Source organism: Pusillimonas sp. MFBS29, from assembly GCF_020687695.1.
Taxonomy (GTDB): Bacteria; Pseudomonadota; Gammaproteobacteria; order Burkholderiales; family Burkholderiaceae_B; genus Pusillimonas_C.
The window spans coordinates 18,345-35,043 of record NZ_JAJEWL010000008.1 but is presented as its reverse complement, the minus strand read 5'-3'; the positions used below and the strand labels follow the sequence as shown (position 1 = coordinate 35,043).

The 16,699-nt window shown below is 57.7% G+C and carries 14 protein-coding genes; 5 read left to right on the top strand and 9 right to left on the bottom strand.

Features of this window, described 5'->3' with window-relative positions:
- Positions 1-59: 59 nt before the first annotated feature.
- The 4 genes from LKR43_RS12465 to LKR43_RS12450 all read left to right on the top strand — a co-directional run bounded on the left by LKR43_RS12465 (position 60) and on the right by LKR43_RS12450 (position 3,445).
- Positions 60-1,064 carry a diacylglycerol kinase family protein gene (locus LKR43_RS12465; protein WP_227684394.1) on the top strand — a complete coding sequence of 335 codons (1,005 nt, stop codon included), beginning with the start codon at positions 60-62 and terminating at the stop codon, positions 1,062-1,064.
- Positions 1,061-1,867, top strand: coding sequence for a metallophosphoesterase (locus LKR43_RS12460; protein ID WP_227684393.1), 807 nt, complete (start codon positions 1,061-1,063; stop codon positions 1,865-1,867). Before LKR43_RS12465 ends, LKR43_RS12460 begins: the two co-directional genes overlap by 4 nt.
- An 89-nt stretch (positions 1,868-1,956) precedes the next feature.
- The gene (locus LKR43_RS12455; RefSeq protein ID WP_227684392.1) at positions 1,957-2,928 is read left to right on the top strand and encodes a tripartite tricarboxylate transporter substrate binding protein; all 972 of its coding nucleotides are present in this window, start codon (positions 1,957-1,959) and stop codon (positions 2,926-2,928) included.
- Between the two features lie 178 nt (positions 2,929-3,106).
- A complete protein-coding gene (locus tag LKR43_RS12450; RefSeq protein ID WP_227684391.1) occupies positions 3,107-3,445 on the top strand; it encodes a YegP family protein in 339 nt (112 codons plus the stop codon).
- Positions 3,446-3,470: 25 nt separating this feature from the next.
- Here the strand turns inward: LKR43_RS12450 and LKR43_RS12445 are convergent, their stop codons facing one another.
- The 5 genes from LKR43_RS12445 to LKR43_RS12425 all read right to left on the bottom strand — a co-directional run bounded on the left by LKR43_RS12445 (position 3,471) and on the right by LKR43_RS12425 (position 9,057).
- Positions 3,471-4,235: a sulfite exporter TauE/SafE family protein gene (locus LKR43_RS12445; RefSeq protein WP_227684390.1), complete on the bottom strand. Its 765-nt coding sequence runs from the start codon at positions 4,233-4,235 to the stop codon at positions 3,471-3,473.
- Positions 4,236-4,241: 6 nt separating this feature from the next.
- On the bottom strand, positions 4,242-5,525 hold the full coding sequence (locus LKR43_RS12440; protein ID WP_227684389.1) for a TRAP transporter large permease: 1,284 nt from the start codon (positions 5,523-5,525) through the stop codon (positions 4,242-4,244).
- Positions 5,526-5,541: 16 nt separating this feature from the next.
- Positions 5,542-6,081, bottom strand: a complete 540-nt coding sequence (locus LKR43_RS12435) for a TRAP transporter small permease (RefSeq protein ID WP_227684388.1) — start codon at positions 6,079-6,081, stop codon at positions 5,542-5,544.
- Between the two features lie 99 nt (positions 6,082-6,180).
- Entirely contained in the window at positions 6,181-7,404 is a 1,224-nt protein-coding gene (locus tag LKR43_RS12430) for a TRAP transporter substrate-binding protein (RefSeq protein WP_227684387.1), read from the bottom strand.
- Positions 7,405-7,440: 36 nt separating this feature from the next.
- Positions 7,441-9,057 (bottom strand): GMC family oxidoreductase, encoded by a 1,617-nt coding sequence (locus LKR43_RS12425; protein ID WP_227684386.1) that lies wholly within the window; start codon positions 9,055-9,057, stop codon positions 7,441-7,443.
- Positions 9,058-9,194: 137 nt separating this feature from the next.
- On the opposite strand from LKR43_RS12425, the gene LKR43_RS12420 reads away from it, so the two are divergent.
- A complete protein-coding gene (locus tag LKR43_RS12420; RefSeq protein WP_227684385.1) occupies positions 9,195-9,983 on the top strand; it encodes an IclR family transcriptional regulator in 789 nt (262 codons plus the stop codon).
- Between the two features lie 7 nt (positions 9,984-9,990).
- On the opposite strand, the gene LKR43_RS12415 is transcribed toward LKR43_RS12420, so the two are convergent.
- From LKR43_RS12415 to LKR43_RS12395, 4 genes are all read right to left on the bottom strand, one after another.
- Entirely contained in the window at positions 9,991-13,140 is a 3,150-nt protein-coding gene (locus LKR43_RS12415; protein ID WP_227684384.1) for an error-prone DNA polymerase, read from the bottom strand.
- Positions 13,141-13,146: 6 nt separating this feature from the next.
- Positions 13,147-14,592, bottom strand: coding sequence for a DNA polymerase Y family protein (locus LKR43_RS12410; protein ID WP_227684383.1), 1,446 nt, complete (start codon positions 14,590-14,592; stop codon positions 13,147-13,149).
- Positions 14,522-15,232, bottom strand: a complete 711-nt coding sequence (gene imuA / locus LKR43_RS12405; protein ID WP_227684382.1) for a translesion DNA synthesis-associated protein ImuA — start codon at positions 15,230-15,232, stop codon at positions 14,522-14,524. The genes LKR43_RS12410 and imuA overlap by 71 nt, the downstream gene beginning before the upstream one ends.
- 299 nt (positions 15,233-15,531) lie before the next feature.
- On the bottom strand, positions 15,532-16,668 hold the full coding sequence (locus LKR43_RS12395; RefSeq protein ID WP_227684381.1) for an alanine racemase: 1,137 nt from the start codon (positions 16,666-16,668) through the stop codon (positions 15,532-15,534).
- Positions 16,669-16,699 lie beyond the last annotated feature (31 nt).

Below are 16,699 nucleotides of genomic sequence, written 5' to 3'. Positions count from 1 at the left end.
GCTACGCTTCGCATGCTTAACCTGCTACGATTGAATTTACGCAATCACGGGGAAATCGTGTGGACCATGAACTGCCAGACCATCCACCCTTGTTTTTCGTTCTCAATGGCACCTCGGGTGGCAATGATTCAAGTTCGACCCGTCAAGTCATAAACGACACCATGACTTCGGCGGGCCGCACGTTCCGCCTGTTTGTCATCGGCGAACCCGACGACATAGCCGCCACCGTTCAACGGGCGGTCGAAGCAGCGCAGGCGCAAAAGGGCGTCGTCGTGGCGGTTGGTGGCGACGGAACCATCAATGCCGTGGCCAATGTGGCACTGGGCCGCGGTTGTGCGTTTGGTGCAATTCCGCAAGGTACCTTCAATTATTTCGGGCGTACGCATGGCATTCCCGAAGACATTCATGGTGCGCTTGATGACCTGCTGCATGGCGAACCAACGCCCGTACAGGTTGGCCTGGTGAATGATCACGTATTTCTCGTCAATGCCAGCGTAGGCTTATATCCGGATCTGCTTGAAGACCGCGAAGCGTTCAAGCAGCGTTATGGCAGAAGCCGGCTTGTTGCCATGTGGTCGGCCCTGGTTACGGCTTTCGGCAAGCATCGCTATCTTGATCTGGAAATGGACAAGGAAGGTGAGCGGGTCCACCTTCGTGCAACGTCGCTCTTCATAGGCAATAATCGCCTCCAGCTCGAGCAGGTCGGCATGCCGCAGGCCGAAACGGTCAAGCAAGGACAGCTGGCGGCGATCGCCGTGAACCATGTGGGGACGATGGCCCTGTTGTGGCTGGCGGCGCGTGGCGCCTTCGGAACGCTGGGTGATGCAGACTATGTTACAGGTTTCAGTTTTCGTCGCTTGGTCGTGGCTTCATTTGGTCTGCTGAACAAACAATCCCGCACGCATCAGGCCGGGCATCCAACGGGCAAGGTCGCCAAAGCCAGACGCCCTATCAAAGTGGCGGCCGATGGCGAAATCATGTGGCTGCAGACGCCACTGGAGTTCCGGGTTGCTCCAGAACCCTTGTTGCTGGTCAAGCGCCGCACGGATGCGGTTGCCGCATGAAGGTGGCATTGCACATTTCCGATACCCACTTTGGCACTGAAAGGCCGGCTGTCGTGCGTGCCCTGGAAAGGCTGGCGCATGGGGAAGCTCCTGATGTGGTGATTTTGTCGGGCGATATTACCCAGCGGGCGCAGGCGACCGAGTTCTCTGCTGCAGCGTCCTTCCTGGATCGGCTGGCCATCCCTGCCAGACTGGTTATGGCCGGGAACCACGACGTGCCTCTGTTTGATGTGATTTCACGGCTGTTCTGGCCTTACGCACGCTACAAGCGCGTCTTCGGGAACGATCTTGAGCCGGTACTCGATACCCCCGCCCTGCTGGTGATCGCAGTACGCACTACGCGGCGCTATCGACATATCGAAGGCGAGGTTTCCGCCGCGCAGATTGATCGGGTGGCAGGCCGTTTGCGGCAGGCCAGGCAAGGCCAACTGCGCATCGTGGTGACACACCAGCCTGTCCATGTGCAGCTCGACGAAGATAAAGAGCACCTGTTGCGTGGTCACGAACATGCCATCCGGGCATGGGCACAGGCGGGGGCAGACATGATATTGGGCGGACACATCCACCGTCCTTTCATTAGCGCGCTGCATCAGGTCGATGCTACGTTGCCGCGCCCTGTCTGGGCCGTGCAGGCGGGCACGGCCGTATCATCCCGGATTCGTCATGATGCCAATAACTCCATCAATCTGATTCGCCATGCTGATGCGGAAGGTACGCGGCAATGCATGGTTGAGCGATGGGATTATGACGAGACCGACGATGATTTCATGATGGTCGAGCGTCAGGTACTGGACGGTTTATGACTGCGCCGGCTGCTCCGGGACGACCGGGCCCGGGCGCAGTACAATTTTTGTCCTTGCGATGCATCCAATATTTCCTAAGGAAGAAATCCATGTATTCCAGCATACTTCGCTGCGCGCTGACGGCTGCCGTGCTTGTGGCGGTGCCTGCAGCATCCTTTGCCGCCGACTGGCCCGAGAAATCCGTACGCGTCATCGTGGCGTATCCGCCTGGCGGCGTAAGCGACTCCGTTACCCGTGCCATTGCAGACAAACTCAGCACCAGCCTGGGAGTTTCATTCGTGGTCGAAAACAAGGGCGGAGCCGGCGGGACAATAGGCATGAACGAAGTGGCCAGGGCAGCACCCGATGGCTACACGATAGGATTTTCGTCCGTCAGCCCGCTGGCCTTGTCGCCCGCCATCCGCCAGGTGCCGTATGACCCGGCTAAAGACATTGCACCAATAGGCAGTGTCATGGTCTCACCCGTGATATTGCTCGGTACTTCGGCATTTACCGGCAAGAGCATGGACGACGTGGTCTCGCAGTCGAAAGCCAAGCCTGGCACATTGCGCTGGTCGACATCGGGCCAGGGATCGCTGGGACACCTTATGCTTGAGCAATTACAGCAGGCTGCAGACATACAAGTTACCCATATTCCTTACAGAGGGGCAGGGCAGCAACTGACCGATGCGCTGGGCGGACAGTTCGAGCTTATTTCGACCAATATGGGCTCGGCAGTGAAAACCAATATAGCCAGTGGCGCCTTCGTGCCTTTGGCGATCGCCGCTCCAGCGCGTGTGGAGTCTCTGCCCAATGTACCCACCTTCAGCGAGTTGGGCTATGCGCAGGCGAACAAGATGTCGGTATTCGGGTTTTATGCTCCGGGCGCTACTCCGGAGGCCATAGTCAGCAAGCTGAACTCAGAGATCAACCAGATCGTTGGCAGCCCCGAAATACAGAAACTGCTGGCAGACAGCAACAACATCCCGGCCACCAGCACACCACAGGCGTTTGCTGAGGATATCAGGCAAGAGCTGGCTTCCAATCGGGAGCTGGCAAAGAAGGTTGGTCTGGCACCCTGACGCCATTCCGGAGCCTCAGGCGCCAGGCGCGCGGGCGCCTGAGTTCGAATCCTGTATCGCAGGGGAAAAATTGACAGATCCTGTCATTTGAAGTGTGCTGCACTTCACAAGAATCTGATAGTCTTGCTTGAGCCTTGCGTCAGCAAGAACTGCACTTTTTGTACAAGGAGCAAACTTCATGGCGGGAAAATTCGAAATCTATAAAGATAAGGCCGGCGAGTTCCGGTTCAGGCTCAATGCCGGCAATGGGCAGACGATCCTGGCCAGCGAAGGATACAAGTCCAAGGCTTCGTGTCTGAACGGTGTTGAGTCTGTCAAAAAGAACGCGACCAGCGACAGCTTGTTCGAGCGCAAGCAGACCGCGTCCGGCAAGCATATGTTCAATCTGAAAGCCAGGAACGGCCAGGTTATCGGTACGAGCCAGCTGTACGACACCGAGGCATCACGCAATAACGGCATCGCATCGGTGGCTAATCATGCACCAGGCGCAGCTCTGGACGACAGTACCGCAGCGTAGTTGCTGCGGTAAAACATGGCAGCAACTACATCCATTGCAAGACGACCGGGGCTATTAAGGTCAGCCCCATCAGTACCAGCAATATAAAGGCAATACGTCGCATTGCTTGTGGTGAGAACGGCGGCGGGTAATGTTTGCCTGCAAGGGTTGCCAGTGCCACCAGGGGCAGGCAGATTGCACTCAGTACCAGCTCCTGCATGTGCAGTTGGCCCTGAATTGCCACAAACAGAGTGCGCGCCCCTGCTATGGCGGCATTCAGGAAGATGAGTGCCGTGCGAATTTGTGCCAGCGTCAGTGGCTGGCGGTATAGCTGGAATATCATGGGCGGGCCGGGTATGCCGAACATGCCGCCTACGAGCCCGCCCAAAAAACCAAAGCATGCAAATGAGCCGCTGCCCGAGATCAGCGACAGGGGGCGGGGTTGCCATGCAAGACTCAAACCACCGTAGGCGATGACCAGGCCCAGTAAAACCTGGATGACATCGGCGGCTTCGCTACTAAGATAATCCAGCGCTACCACGCCCAATACACTGGCCGGGAATACCGCGATCAGCATGGGATTGACTGCTTTCCATGGCACGTGATGCAGGCGGCCGCGTAGCGCCACACCGCTGTTCATCAGCGTGACTATGCTGACGATGCTGGCAAGCGTTGCCACCGACACCATGCCAGTGGCACTGGCCAGACCCATGATGATCATTGCAAGGCCGAAACCCGTTACGGTGTGGAAATAGACAGCAAAGAGAACGACCAGTACAAATGGAACAAGGTCAGAAAGCGCGGGGATCATGGGCTCCTAGCGGGTCGGAATCAGACCTAAAGACAGCCATGGAACAAAGGCGATCAGCATCCAGGCTATCAGCAAGCCGCCCAGATACAGTATGGCCGACGGAACGATGCGCATGTACGGGATGCCGGTGATGCCGCTTGCGACGAACAGGTTCAGCCCAAATGGCGGAGATATGAAGCCAATCGCGGCGCCAACCAGAAAGATCACCGAGAAGTGGACGGGATCAACGCCCATGGAGGCTGCAATGGGTGCCAGGATGGGAGCAAAGATAACCGTAATGGGCAAGCTTTCTAGAATGCAGCCGGCAGCCAGCACGATCACCATGCATATCAGCAAGACAAGTGTGGGGTTGTCTCCAAAGAGAGCGATGAAGTTGGCGACGGTTTCGCCCACACCCAGCAAGCCGAATACCTGTTGCATCACGATGGACACGGCAATCATGGGCGCCAGCATGCCTGTCAGCTGCCCCGAGCGCAGCAGCACATCGGGCAGCTCACGCCATTTGATCTCGCGGGTAACGAACAGGCCTGCCAGCAAACAAAAGCCTACGGTGATGGCAGCCGCTTCGGTGGGTGAGAACAGGCCGGAATAGATACCGTAGATAACGATGAAGACGGCAAAGAACCCCAGATAGGCCCGGCGTGCGGTACGCCACACGTTGCCCATATCCAGTGGCGATTTTTCGCCCATGTTTTCGCGGCGGCAGCGCCACCAGCATACGAGCATCATGGATGTCACCATCAGTATCCCGGGCAATATGCCCGCAATGAACAGGTCGGAAATCGACAGGTTCATGATGAAGCCATACACAATGAAGATGATGGAAGGGGGAATGATGATCCCCACCGTGCCACCGGCTGCTGCCGTGGCGGCGGCAAAGTTGGCCCGGTAGCCATCCTTGACCAGCAGCGGATGCATGATGCCGCCTATGGTTGCGGTTGTGGCGGCATTGGAACCCGAGATGGCTGCGAACAGGCCGCAGGATCCTATGGTTGCCAGGCCCAGCCCGCCATGCATCCAGCTAAGGCAGGCGTGGGCAAAATTTGCCATGCGCCGTGCAATACCGGCCGCCGCGATCAGGTCGCCTGTAAGGATGAACAGCGGTAGTGCGAGCAAGCCGAAAAAGTTCAGGCCTTCGAATAGCGTTACGCCGATATTGGCCAGGGTGAAGTCTATGACCAGCGAAGCGCCCACCACCCAGAAACCCAGGACCAGGAAGATGGGTACGCCCAGCATGAACAAGATCACCACGCCAGCAGTAATAAGCGTAAGCAGTAGACTGGAATCCATGATTTACCCTTGAACCTTAAACAGTTTCAGCGCCGACGCTTTGGATGGCGACAATAAACGGCTCTTGCCGACGGTAACGGCCAATGTCGGCCGCCAGGTTTTGCAATGCGCGGAACATCAGCAATATCCATGCGACAGGGGTGGCACAATAAAACCACCATTGCATCATGTTGTCGGTACCTTGCACGATGGAAAAATTGTTGTAGGCCAGCATGGTCTGCTCGAGCGTGAAGTAAACAACAAGCACGCCGAAAGAAAGCCATAGCAGGGCATCGAGCCACATGCAGGCAAACTGGGCACGGTATGACATGCGGACGCGAAACTCGTTAAAGCACAGGTGTGAGCGTCGCCTTACGTTATACGAGCATCCTATCCAGGTTACCCACAGGAAAAGGTAAATGGGAATGGACCCGCTCCAGGGGATTTGCGTGTTGAACAGGTATCGTTGCCCAACAGCAAAAATAATGATGGCTGCCATACTGGAATAGGCAACCAGAATGAAGGCACGCTCGACGTTGCGATCCAGCCACTTCAGCGTAGAAATCAAAGGCGACATTGCTTGGTCCTTATGCGGGTATGCGCAGTGGTCCTGCTCGGGCCCACTGCACGGTCAGGCAGCAGCGTGCGGGAGTCTTCCCGCACGCATTGTGATGCCTTAGGCCGATTCCCACCATTTGCGCGGCTTTACGCTTTCTACGGTGGCATCTTCGGGAATCTCGCGCGCGATGGCGTAGATTTCCTCGTAGGTGTCTGCGCCGCCCTGCATCTTGTTCAGACGCTCGCGCCATTCTTCCCAGGGTTTGGGGTTGGACTTGGGCGAGGAAGCTTCTTCGGCCTTCTTGATTTCCTCGGGTGGCAGCACGGCTACCCGAACGTTATTCTTGGCGAACAAGGTGTCGGGACCTGGATTGGGTACGGCACCCACGACTTCGACCAGCGCCCTTTCGTTTTCACGCTGGGTGTATTGCTGGGCGGCGTAAGCGGTCTCCATGATGACGTCTTGCAGATCGGGAGGCAGCTTCTCGAAGGTTTTGTTGTTCATTGCCGTGTGTTCGGTACCGCAGAAGAAACGCAGGTCGACCGCTTGCGAGAGCACTGGCGACAGACCGCCATAGCCTGCGGCACCCATCCAGGTTTCAGCGCCGTCGATCAGGCCCGACTTCAGACCATCGACAGTTTCTTCCCAGGCCAGCGGCACGGGGCCCAGATCCATGAGCTCCATGGCGATGCGGCCCAGCTGTGTACCCGTGACGCGGTTCTTGGTGCCGGCCAGTTCGGACAGTTTGGAGACCGTTGGTTTGTCGGCGAATTTTGAGCCCATCATCAGGCCGCGCAACTCGCAGTGAGTGAACAGGAACTGGATGTTGTGCAGGCGGCGCAACGGATCACGCAGCAAGGGCTCGCTTTTCGGGTGGTAGAAGAAGTAGTGTTGTGCGGCGCGGCTGGGGAACATGTAGGCAAAGTCCAGCACGTTGTAATAGGGTGCCGCACCGGCCGAGTTCTGCGTGCTGGCAGTGAACATGTCTACAATGCCCTGCTGGGTTTTCTTGACGCAATCGAGCTGGTTGCAGATTTGATTGCTGCCAATGAAATCCACACGAATCGCGCCGTCGCTGCGCTTTTCCAGCTCGCGGGCAAACCAGAGCTGACCGGATTCCTGGATCTTCAGGTTTTCCTCGTTAAAGCCTGCCGCGCCCATCTTGAAGTTGTATTTGGCCTTGCCGCTGCGGTTGTTTGCCGTTTGAGCGGCTGCCTGCCCGACTCCTTCAAGGGTAAGCGGGCCGAACATGCCAACTGCTGCTAGCATGGTGGAGCTTAAGCCATAGCGCCCCGCAACACGCATGAAACCACGACGATCCAAAGGGGTTTTCGTTGTCATTTGATGTCTCCTTTATTGGCTGCTGACAGCCTGTAATTACTGCCGCCTTTCCTCGCGCATAAGGTCCACCACCTTTTCAGCCATCATGACGACTGGTGCGTTGGTGTTGCCCGAGATCAAAGTGGGCATGGATGAAGCGTCAATTACGCGAAGACCTTGCACGCCGCGCACCCGAAGCTGGGGATCGAGTACTGCCATGGCGTCCCCGTCGGGGCCCATGCGGCATGTTCCGCTAGGATGAAAGATTGTGGCGCCGGTATCCCGGGCGAATTCCAGCAAATCTTCATCTGATTCTGCTTGTGGCCCGGGCTTGACCTCGCGTTTTACGTAGGGCCGCATGGCCTCGGTCTGGGCGATTGCCCTGGCAGCCTTTACGCCTGCAACCGTTGTGCGGCGGTCCAGGTCGGTGTCCAGGTAATTGGGCTGGATCTCTGGTGTTTCCAGAGGATCGGTGGATTTGATGCGTACATGGCCTCGGGATTCGGGCCGCAACTGGCACACTGAAAACGTGAAGCCGGAATAAGGGTGGACTTTGCCGCCCGCCATATCGGCTGACAGTGTCGCCACATGGAACTGGATGTCTGGCGTGGGGGATTCGCTGGGCAGGGCGCGCATGAAGCAGCCGCCCTGATTGATGCCGATGGCCAGCGGGCCTTCGCGCCGCGTGAGCCATTGCAGGCCCATATTGAACTTGCCCCACAGGCTGTTCAGCGCATCGTTGGTAGTGATGGGTTTGGTGCATTCAAAACCCAGACGTATCTGCAGGTGGTCTTGCAGATTCTCGCCCACTCCGGGTATATCGGCCACCACGGGTATGCCGCGTTCCTGCAGCAGGCTGGCGGGGCCTATGCCCGATAGCTGCAGCAACTGCGGAGAATAGATGGCGCCTGCCGACAGCAGGACTTCTCCGTTGGGATTGAGCTGCGCGCTTTGACGAGTGTTGCCCACAAGATAGTTCACACCAGCCGCGCGGGTACCATCCATGATCAGGCCGGTGGCCCGGGCATTGCTGATGATCGTCAGGTTGCTGCGCTTGCGTGCCGGCCGCAGGTAGGCGGTGGCCGTGCTGCAGCGCAATCCCTTGTGGGTGGTAAGTTGATAATAGCCCGCACCTTCCTGATCTTCGCCGTTGAAATCGGTGGTGCGTGGTACGCCTATTTCTTGTGCGCCACTCAGGAAAGCTTCAATGAGTTCGTGCTTGTGATGAATGTTGGACACCCTGAGTGGGCCGCTGTCGCCATGATGGGGCGTGGCGCCAAGTTCATTCGTTTCCGACTTGATGAAGTAGGGCAGCACGTCGTCGTAGCTCCAGCCTGTATTGCCCAGTTCAGCCCAGTGGTCGTAATCCTGGCGCTGGCCGCGTATGTAGATCAGGCCATTGATTGCGCTGGAACCCCCCAGGGTTTTGCCGCGCGGCCAATAAATGCGGCGGCCATTCATGTTGGGATCGGGGTCGGTGTGCAGGCACCAGTTGTATTTCGTGCTCCACATGGTTTTGCCATAGCCTATGGGCAAATGCAGCCAGACGGAGGTGTCGGGCGGCCCTGCCTCGAGCAATAACACCTGAACGGAAGGATCTTCGCTTAGCCGGCCGGCCAGGACGCACCCGGCGGATCCAGCGCCTACAACGATGTAGTCGTAGTGTTTGCTCATGCGCTTGCCTTATTTTTAATGTTTCGTGACAGCGGCAGAAAAAAATGGAACAATCTGTTCTGCTATTGCTGCTATGGTATACATCCTGTCGCGCCCTAACAAGGCATGAGCCACTAGTTTCTTCCTAGGATTTTCCCGTGAATTCTGTTCCGAATTTCGACGAAGAGCGTGCAAATAATGAAACCAACGGTGGAGCACCGGCCCGCGCCTTGCGCATATTGGACCTGGTTTCATCGTATGGCGGAGCCATGAGCCTGGCCGAGATTGCCGAAACGCTTTCCTTGCCCAAAGGCAGCGCGCATCGACTCTGTTCCCTGCTGGTTTCCATGGGCTATCTGGCACGTGATGTGGATGACCGCAGCTACGCGGTGGGCAAGGCCTTGCAGCGCATGGCACTCAGTACGCTCAAGCACCGCTCCATACAAAGCCTGCGTCACGATATCCTGATTGAACTGGTCAAGAAGGTTGGCGAAACCTGCAATTTCAATACTCTTGATGGCACACGGGTGGTCTACCTGGATCGTGTCGAGGCGCAGTGGCCCCTGCGCCTGATTTTTGATGCCGGTTCACGTGTTCCATTGCATTGCACAGCCAGCGGCAAGCTGCTGCTGGCGCATATGCGAGCCAGTGAAGCCGCGCGCATTCTTCCTTATCTTCAACTGGATGCCTGCACCGAGAGCAGCATCACTTGTTTGATGGAACTGGAGCGTGAATGCAGGCAGATTCTCGAGCAAGGCTATGCGACTGACCGCGAGGAATTCATCTCCGGCATGGTTGCGGTGGCCGTGCCTGTGCGCGATACGCGCGGCGAAGTGCAGGCGGCGATCGCCATGCATGCCCCCACGGCAAGAATGTCGCTGGAACGGGCGCTCGAGCTGCTGCCGTATCTGAACAAGGCGGCCCGAGACATGCAGGGCGTTTTGTAAAGCGCTGCTAATGGAAGTCGCGGCTTGAGGTTTCCAGCTTGCCCAGCATGGGCGTCAAGTCAACGAGCCGGCCAACAATCAGATGCTGCACGCCATTTTCAGATTGCCAGGTGCCATAAGCGCCAAGCAGTCTTGCGGTCAGCAGTTCCTTGCGTTGGCGCTCAATAATTTTTGGCCACACGATAAGGTTGACGTGACCCTCTTCATCTTCCAGCGTCACAAAAACCACGCCTTTGGACGTTCCGGGACGCTGGCGGCCAGTGACAATGCCGCAGGCACGCACCAGGCGTCGATCGGGCTGTTGACGCAGTTGGCCCGAAGAAGAAAACCGCATTGCTGTGAGCTTGTCGCGCAGCAGGGCCAGGGGGTGCCGCCCCAAAGTCAGGCCTAGCGTCTGGTAGTCTGCCACCAGCGCCTGGCCTTCTGTGAGCAAGGGCAGTTCCGGCGTAGCCTGCTCGTGGATTCGTGCTTCCTTGAGCAACCCGCGTTCAGGCGTGCTGACTACTGATTCCCACAGCGCCGCGCGGCGATGCCCGGCAAGTGTACGCAAGGCATCGCCGGCAGCCAGGCAGTTCAAGTCGTGGCGGGTAAGGTCTGCGCGCCTGGCCATGTCGGCAACAGAATCGAATGGCCTTACAGCACGAGCCTCTTCGATTCGCCAGGCGCTTTCTGCATGCATGCCGTCTATCTGATTCAATCCCAGCCTTACGGCCGGCCGCGAGCCGCCGGTCGTTTCGAGTGTGGCCTCATGGTTACTGATTGTGGCATCGGCCGCCAGGACGGTTACGCCGTGTCGACGGGCATCCTGCACCAGAATGGAAGCAGAATAGAACCCCATGGGCTGACTGTTCAGGAGCGCGGCCAGGTAGGCTTCGGGTTCGTGGCACTTGAGCCAGCTGCTTGCATAGGCCAGCAGGGCAAAGCTGGCTGCATGGCTCTCGGGGAAGCCATACTCGCCAAACCCCTGGATCTGCCTGAAGATCTGCTCGGCAAACTCGCGCTTGTAGCCGCGACTGGTCATGCCAACAATGATCTTGTCATAAAACTTGCCCAGGCCGCCCTTGCGCTTCCAGGCCGCCATGGATCGACGCAAGTCATCGGCTTCTCCGGCGGTGAAGCCGGCAGCCAGCATGGCAACCTGCATGACCTGCTCCTGGAAAATCGGTATACCCAGCGTGCGTTCCAGTGCTGTTCGCACATCGTCGCTGGGATAGTCGACGGCTTCCTGTTTTTGGCGGCGCCGCAAATACGGATGAACCATGCCACCCTGTATTGGACCCGGGCGCACGATCGCCACCTGAATCACCAGGTCATAGAATTCCCGAGGACGCATGCGTGGCAACATGGACATTTGCGCACGCGACTCGATCTGAAAGGTGCCTATGGTATCGGCTGCGCAAATCATGTCGTAGGTTGGAGTATCTTCGGCTGGGATATCCTGCAGTTCGAAGGGTTCGCCGCGTTGCTGCGAGACGATGTCCAGGGCGCGGCGGATAACGCTGAGCATGCCCAGGGCCAGGATGTCGATTTTCAGCAGACCAACAGCATCAATATCGTCTTTGTCCCACTGCACCACACTGCGATCGGCCATGGCCGCATTCTCGATGGGTACCAGGCGGCAGAGCGGACCACGCGATATGACGAAACCACCTGGATGCTGCGACATATGCCGGGGAAACCCCATCAGTCGCTCGGCGAGGCTGACCCATTGCCTGGCGGTGGCTGATTCCGGATCCAGTCCGCATTCGGCCATGCGTGCCGCCAGATTGCTGCGGCCATCCCAGTAATGGTAAGACTTGGCGACTGCATCAACAATCATCGGGTCAACGCCCAACGCCTTGCCGGTATCACGCAAAGTACTTTTAACCCGATAAGTAATAACTACGGCAGTAAGAGCGGCGCGATCACGACCGTATTTTTCGTAGATATATTGGATAACCTCTTCGCGGCGCTGATGCTCGAAATCCACATCGATATCGGGCGGCTCGTTGCGTTCCTTGCTGATGAACCGTTCGAACAGATTGTTGCCGCGTGCCGGGTCCACTTCCGTGATGCCCAGGCAATAACAGACAGCGCTATTGGCGGCCGAGCCGCGACCCTGGCAGAGTATCTTGCGGTTTCGGGCAAACCTGACGATATCGTAGACCGTCAGAAAATAGGGCTCGTACTCGAGCTCTGCAATCAGTTCGAGTTCATGTTCGATCTGATTCTGGACTTTAAGCGGAATGCCTTTGAGAAAACGCCGGTGGGCACCTGCGTAGGTTTCCTGCCGTAAATAGGTTGCAGGGGTCAGGTCTTTGGGGCAAATCTCGTCGGGATATTCGTATTTCAGTTCATCCAGATTAAATGGGCATTGGCTGGCTACCTCTATGGTTTCTTCCAATGCTTCACGCGGGTAAAGATTGGCCAGGCGCAGGCGTGAACGCAGATGATGCTCGGCATTGGGCGCGCGCTCGAATCCGCATTCCGGTACCGATTTTCCGAGTCGGATCGCCGTGAGGGTATCGTGCATGGGTTTGCGCGATCTGACATGCATCTGAGCCTGGCCGGTTGCGGCCACGCGCATGCCGGCATGGCTTGCCGCTGCCAGCACGGCAGCCTTGTGCCGGTCGTCCTGGGCGCGATGCAAAAGCGTCAGCGACATCCAGCACCGGCCCGGGAACGTTGCGGTTATCCATTCAGCCTGGGCAAGCAGGCGTTCAAAGGGGGCGCCATATTCAGGCACCAGCAGCGCCACACATTCGGGCAAGCCACGCAAATGAGCCAGGGCAGGATCAGCAGGGTTATCGATGTCGTCAGGCGTAAGCCGATACTCGCCTTTCGGAGCGCGTCGTCGGGCCAGCGTGATGAGCTCGCATAAATTGCCGTAGCCGCGTCGGGTTTGCGCCAGCACGACCAGTGACACCGCTGCGTCGCCCACGGCATTGCGCAAGGTGAAGCTGGCGCCGATCAAAAGAGGCAGCTTCTGCTTTCTGGCTTCAACATGAGCCCGTACCACGCCGGCTACCGAGCATTCGTCGGTGATGGCGATCGCGCCATAGCCAAGTTCTGCCGCACGTGCCACCAGCTCTTCCGGGTGTGAGGCGCCACGCAGGAACGTGTAGTTGCTCAGGCAATGAAGCTCGCTGTAAGGCGGCAATATCGAAGGTGTATACATAGTAGATTATGCAAACAAACCATGCAGGAACCAGCCGGATACTCCGCCGCGCTCTTGAAACAACCAATAGCGCGCGCCGTTTTCGGCCTGGGCCACATAGTAGTCACGTACAGCAAGCCCTGCCCACCAGCCATCTTCGATGCGTTCGGGGCCTTTAATAACATGCAGCGGTGAACCGTAAAAGGGCCGGTGCTGCCTGATGGGCAGGGCGACGGGCTCTTCAAGCAGCCAGAATGGACGTTCGGCCTGTTCAACACAGACGGCGGAGCCGGGTTTTTCGTCCAGGGGAATCCAGCGATTGGCAACTTCCGGACGATGGTCTGCAATGGGGCTGGGCTGCAAAATGTTTTCACGCCCCAGACGGGCGATCAGTACTTCGATCAGTCGTTGACGGTCTGCCGGGCTGCCACCCGGATCGGGGAACAGGTCTTGGGGAACCGGTGCCATGGTTTCCGTATTGGCAGCATGCAGTTCGACCATGATGACCGGCGCCGGTAATTCAAGATTGTGCAGACGCTCTGTGAGCAGTCGCAGCAGGTGTCCGGATTCCCAGGCAGGTGTGCCAAGTGTCAGTTCCAGCTCAGTAGGAGGGCGGGCGTGCCGGCCGCGCTCGTGACCCAATGCAAACACAATCCGGGTGACGGCAAGCTGCCTGGCTGCCAGCCAGCCACAAAGCTGCTCGATAAGACGCCGGGCTACAAAAACAAGCGCTTCGGCATGCTCGATGCGCTCCATGAGTTCAATGCGCCTGATAAACTCGGGCGGTGCCACCACCCAGTTGAAAAGCTCGGGCTCATGGCCGTAGGCTGCATCCAGCGTCTGAAGAACGGCTTTATTAGTGCGGCGTTGCAAGCCCGCTCGTGGCAGCGCACGCAGCGATCCCAGTGTTGAGCAACCAATGCCGTCGAGCCAGTCACGGTAAGGCCGTGTTGCGGGCAGATACGAACACGGCAGCGCATCGAGCCGTTTGCCCAGGGTATTCAGCTGCAAAATCCTTCGTTGCTGGGCAGGTCGTGCAGCAAGCAGCCAGGCGCCCAGTGCGGTGGGCGCTGTTGAAATTTGTGCTGCAAGGCCCAGTCCTTCCAGGGTAGACCTGACCCGCCGATATAGCCGACGCACGCCGCCGAACAGACTTAAGCTTGCAGAGACGTCAAGCAACAGTGTGTTCTCGTCCGACAGGGTGAGCTCGGGGGTGTATTGCAGCAATGCCAGTGATGTTTCATCAATGGCGCGTGCTTCGATGTGGGCGTCGTATGCAATCAAGGCTGCTGTCGGGCAAAGGGCGTTTACGCCAACCTGGCGCATACCCGGTCTTACGCCGGCCTGCAGGGCCGTGGGCGAAGCAGCCTTGACCTTATTGCCATCCAGAATGACGACAGGCTCAGTGCGCCAGCTCGGGCAATGCGTGTCCAGGCTTGCGTGCGATAGATGCACGCCTATCCATAATTGCATGATCAAATTCAAAAAATCGGGTGTCGGGGTAAAGCTTCAGGGCCAGCGGCCCGGCATGGCTGGGCCCACGCCTTTTTACGATAGAGAGGTTGAGTCCTTGACGGTTTGGCTGCAGTACCAGGCGCAGCGGCGAAGGAGAGGATTGATCTGCCGCTGTTGATGGGCGCACCACGATGAACAAGGTGTCACCTGCCTGGGCAGCCAGCTGCAGACGACGCAATGTCTGATTGCGAATTTGATTCTGCCAAAGCAGCAGTGCGCCAAATGTGCCGCTGCGCAAAACCTGGTCAGCAGCCCAGAGGGCATCGGCCTGACGCCGGGTGTGTACCCATAACAAGCTGGATGGCGAACAGCCCCAATTTGACCAGGCGGCAATTTGAGGCAGGTATGGCGGTTGGACCAGCATGACCGACCGCTGGCTGACGTGGTTTAGTGCCGGACGTAGAAGCTGCAGCTCGCCTGTGCCGGGTTGATGCACCAGAAATTCGACCAGATTGCCCAGTGGCCATCCGCCACCCGGCAACTCGGCTGAAAGCAGCGGGAAGCCGGTGTCAACGCAGCGGCCCTGCGAGCGACAAAGCTGGGAAGCACGCCAGAGCGCTTGGTGGATGTGCTCGGGCGAAGAAAGATCGTTGGGCATGATTTTCTCGCGTTAAAACTACTGTTTAGATATACAGTAGTTTTAACATAAAAAAATACATGCTTGCGGGCCACCCTGGCCATATGCTTTCCGGGCCCGTCAGCCGCCTGCAAATTGTGCAAGAAACTCTTCGCTGGGCGGTATCGGCTTTATCACGTCTATCAGCACACCGCTTGGATCCTGCGTTATTTTCATACTTGCTCCGAAAAAACATACTTTCAGGCAAGCGGTACTGGGCTGCAATACAAAAGGCAGCACCTACGAGGATGCGATTGCTGCGCTTCTTTCGAGCCTTGTTCTTACCAACCGCTGATCCGGGACCATTGCGCCTCGATGTGGTCAGTACCTGCCACGACGGAATAGCCGTCATGCTGGGCCGCTGTTGAGCAGGCATGGTTGGGCAAGATGCGCAGCATGGTTCCAACGGGAAACATAGGTGTCAGGCTGGCATCATGGCGATGAACAATGATGCCATGCTCCTGGTTGGCGTCACGCATGACAAGATCAGGGATGGGGGTGCCGTTTTGATCGCAGACGACGCCATAACCCTGATCGACAGCCTGTTTGGCGGTACCGCGGTCACGAGACATGGCCATCCAGCCGCCATCTGTAATCAGCCAGCCCTTTTTCTTTTGGTGGCCAATAACTGTGCACAATACCGAAAGCGCAATGTCGGATTGATCGCATACGCCCAATCCGTTCATGACCAGGTCAAAGAAAACGAATACGCCGGCACGTACTTCCGTAACACCATCGAGGGACTGGACAAAATGCGCGGTGGGTGTGCTGCCCACACTGACTACCGGTGCGGCATAGCCGGCTGCCCGCAGGCGTTCGGCTGCCTGTACGACGCCCGCGCGTTCTTGTTCGGCAATCGCCTGTATTTCGGCAACACTCTTGCAGTCGTACGAGGCGCCCGCATGCGTCATGACACCTGCCAGCCAGGCGGTACCGGCAACCTCGGTGCGCTCCAGTTCGGCTGTGATATCGAGCAGCGCGGGGTCATCGGGCACGACACCTGAACGATGACCGTCGGTATCTATCTCCAGCAGAACCGGCAGCGTCAGCGTATGGTCACGACAGAATCGCGCAAGTGTGGTGGCGGTTTCCTTGTTGTCCAGCACGACAGTCATTTTTGCGCCCCGGCTTACAAGGTCGGCAATATGCGCAAATTTGTTTTCAGCGATACCGACGGCATACAGAATATCGGACCAGCCGTGCTTGAAGAAGTATTCGGCTTCCTTGAGCGTTGAAACGGTAATCGGTGTGTCGGGGGTACCCATACGTTTGGCGACATCGGCTGATTTGGCGGTTTTTACATGCGGACGCAGTACGACGCCAAAGGGCTGCAACCTTGCTTTCAGGCGAGCGATATTGCGATCCATCTTGACCCGATCGAGAATAAGCGCGGGCGTTTCCAGTTGATTCAATTGCATATCGGTGCCTGTTTTCAGTTGTAGAAGCCTG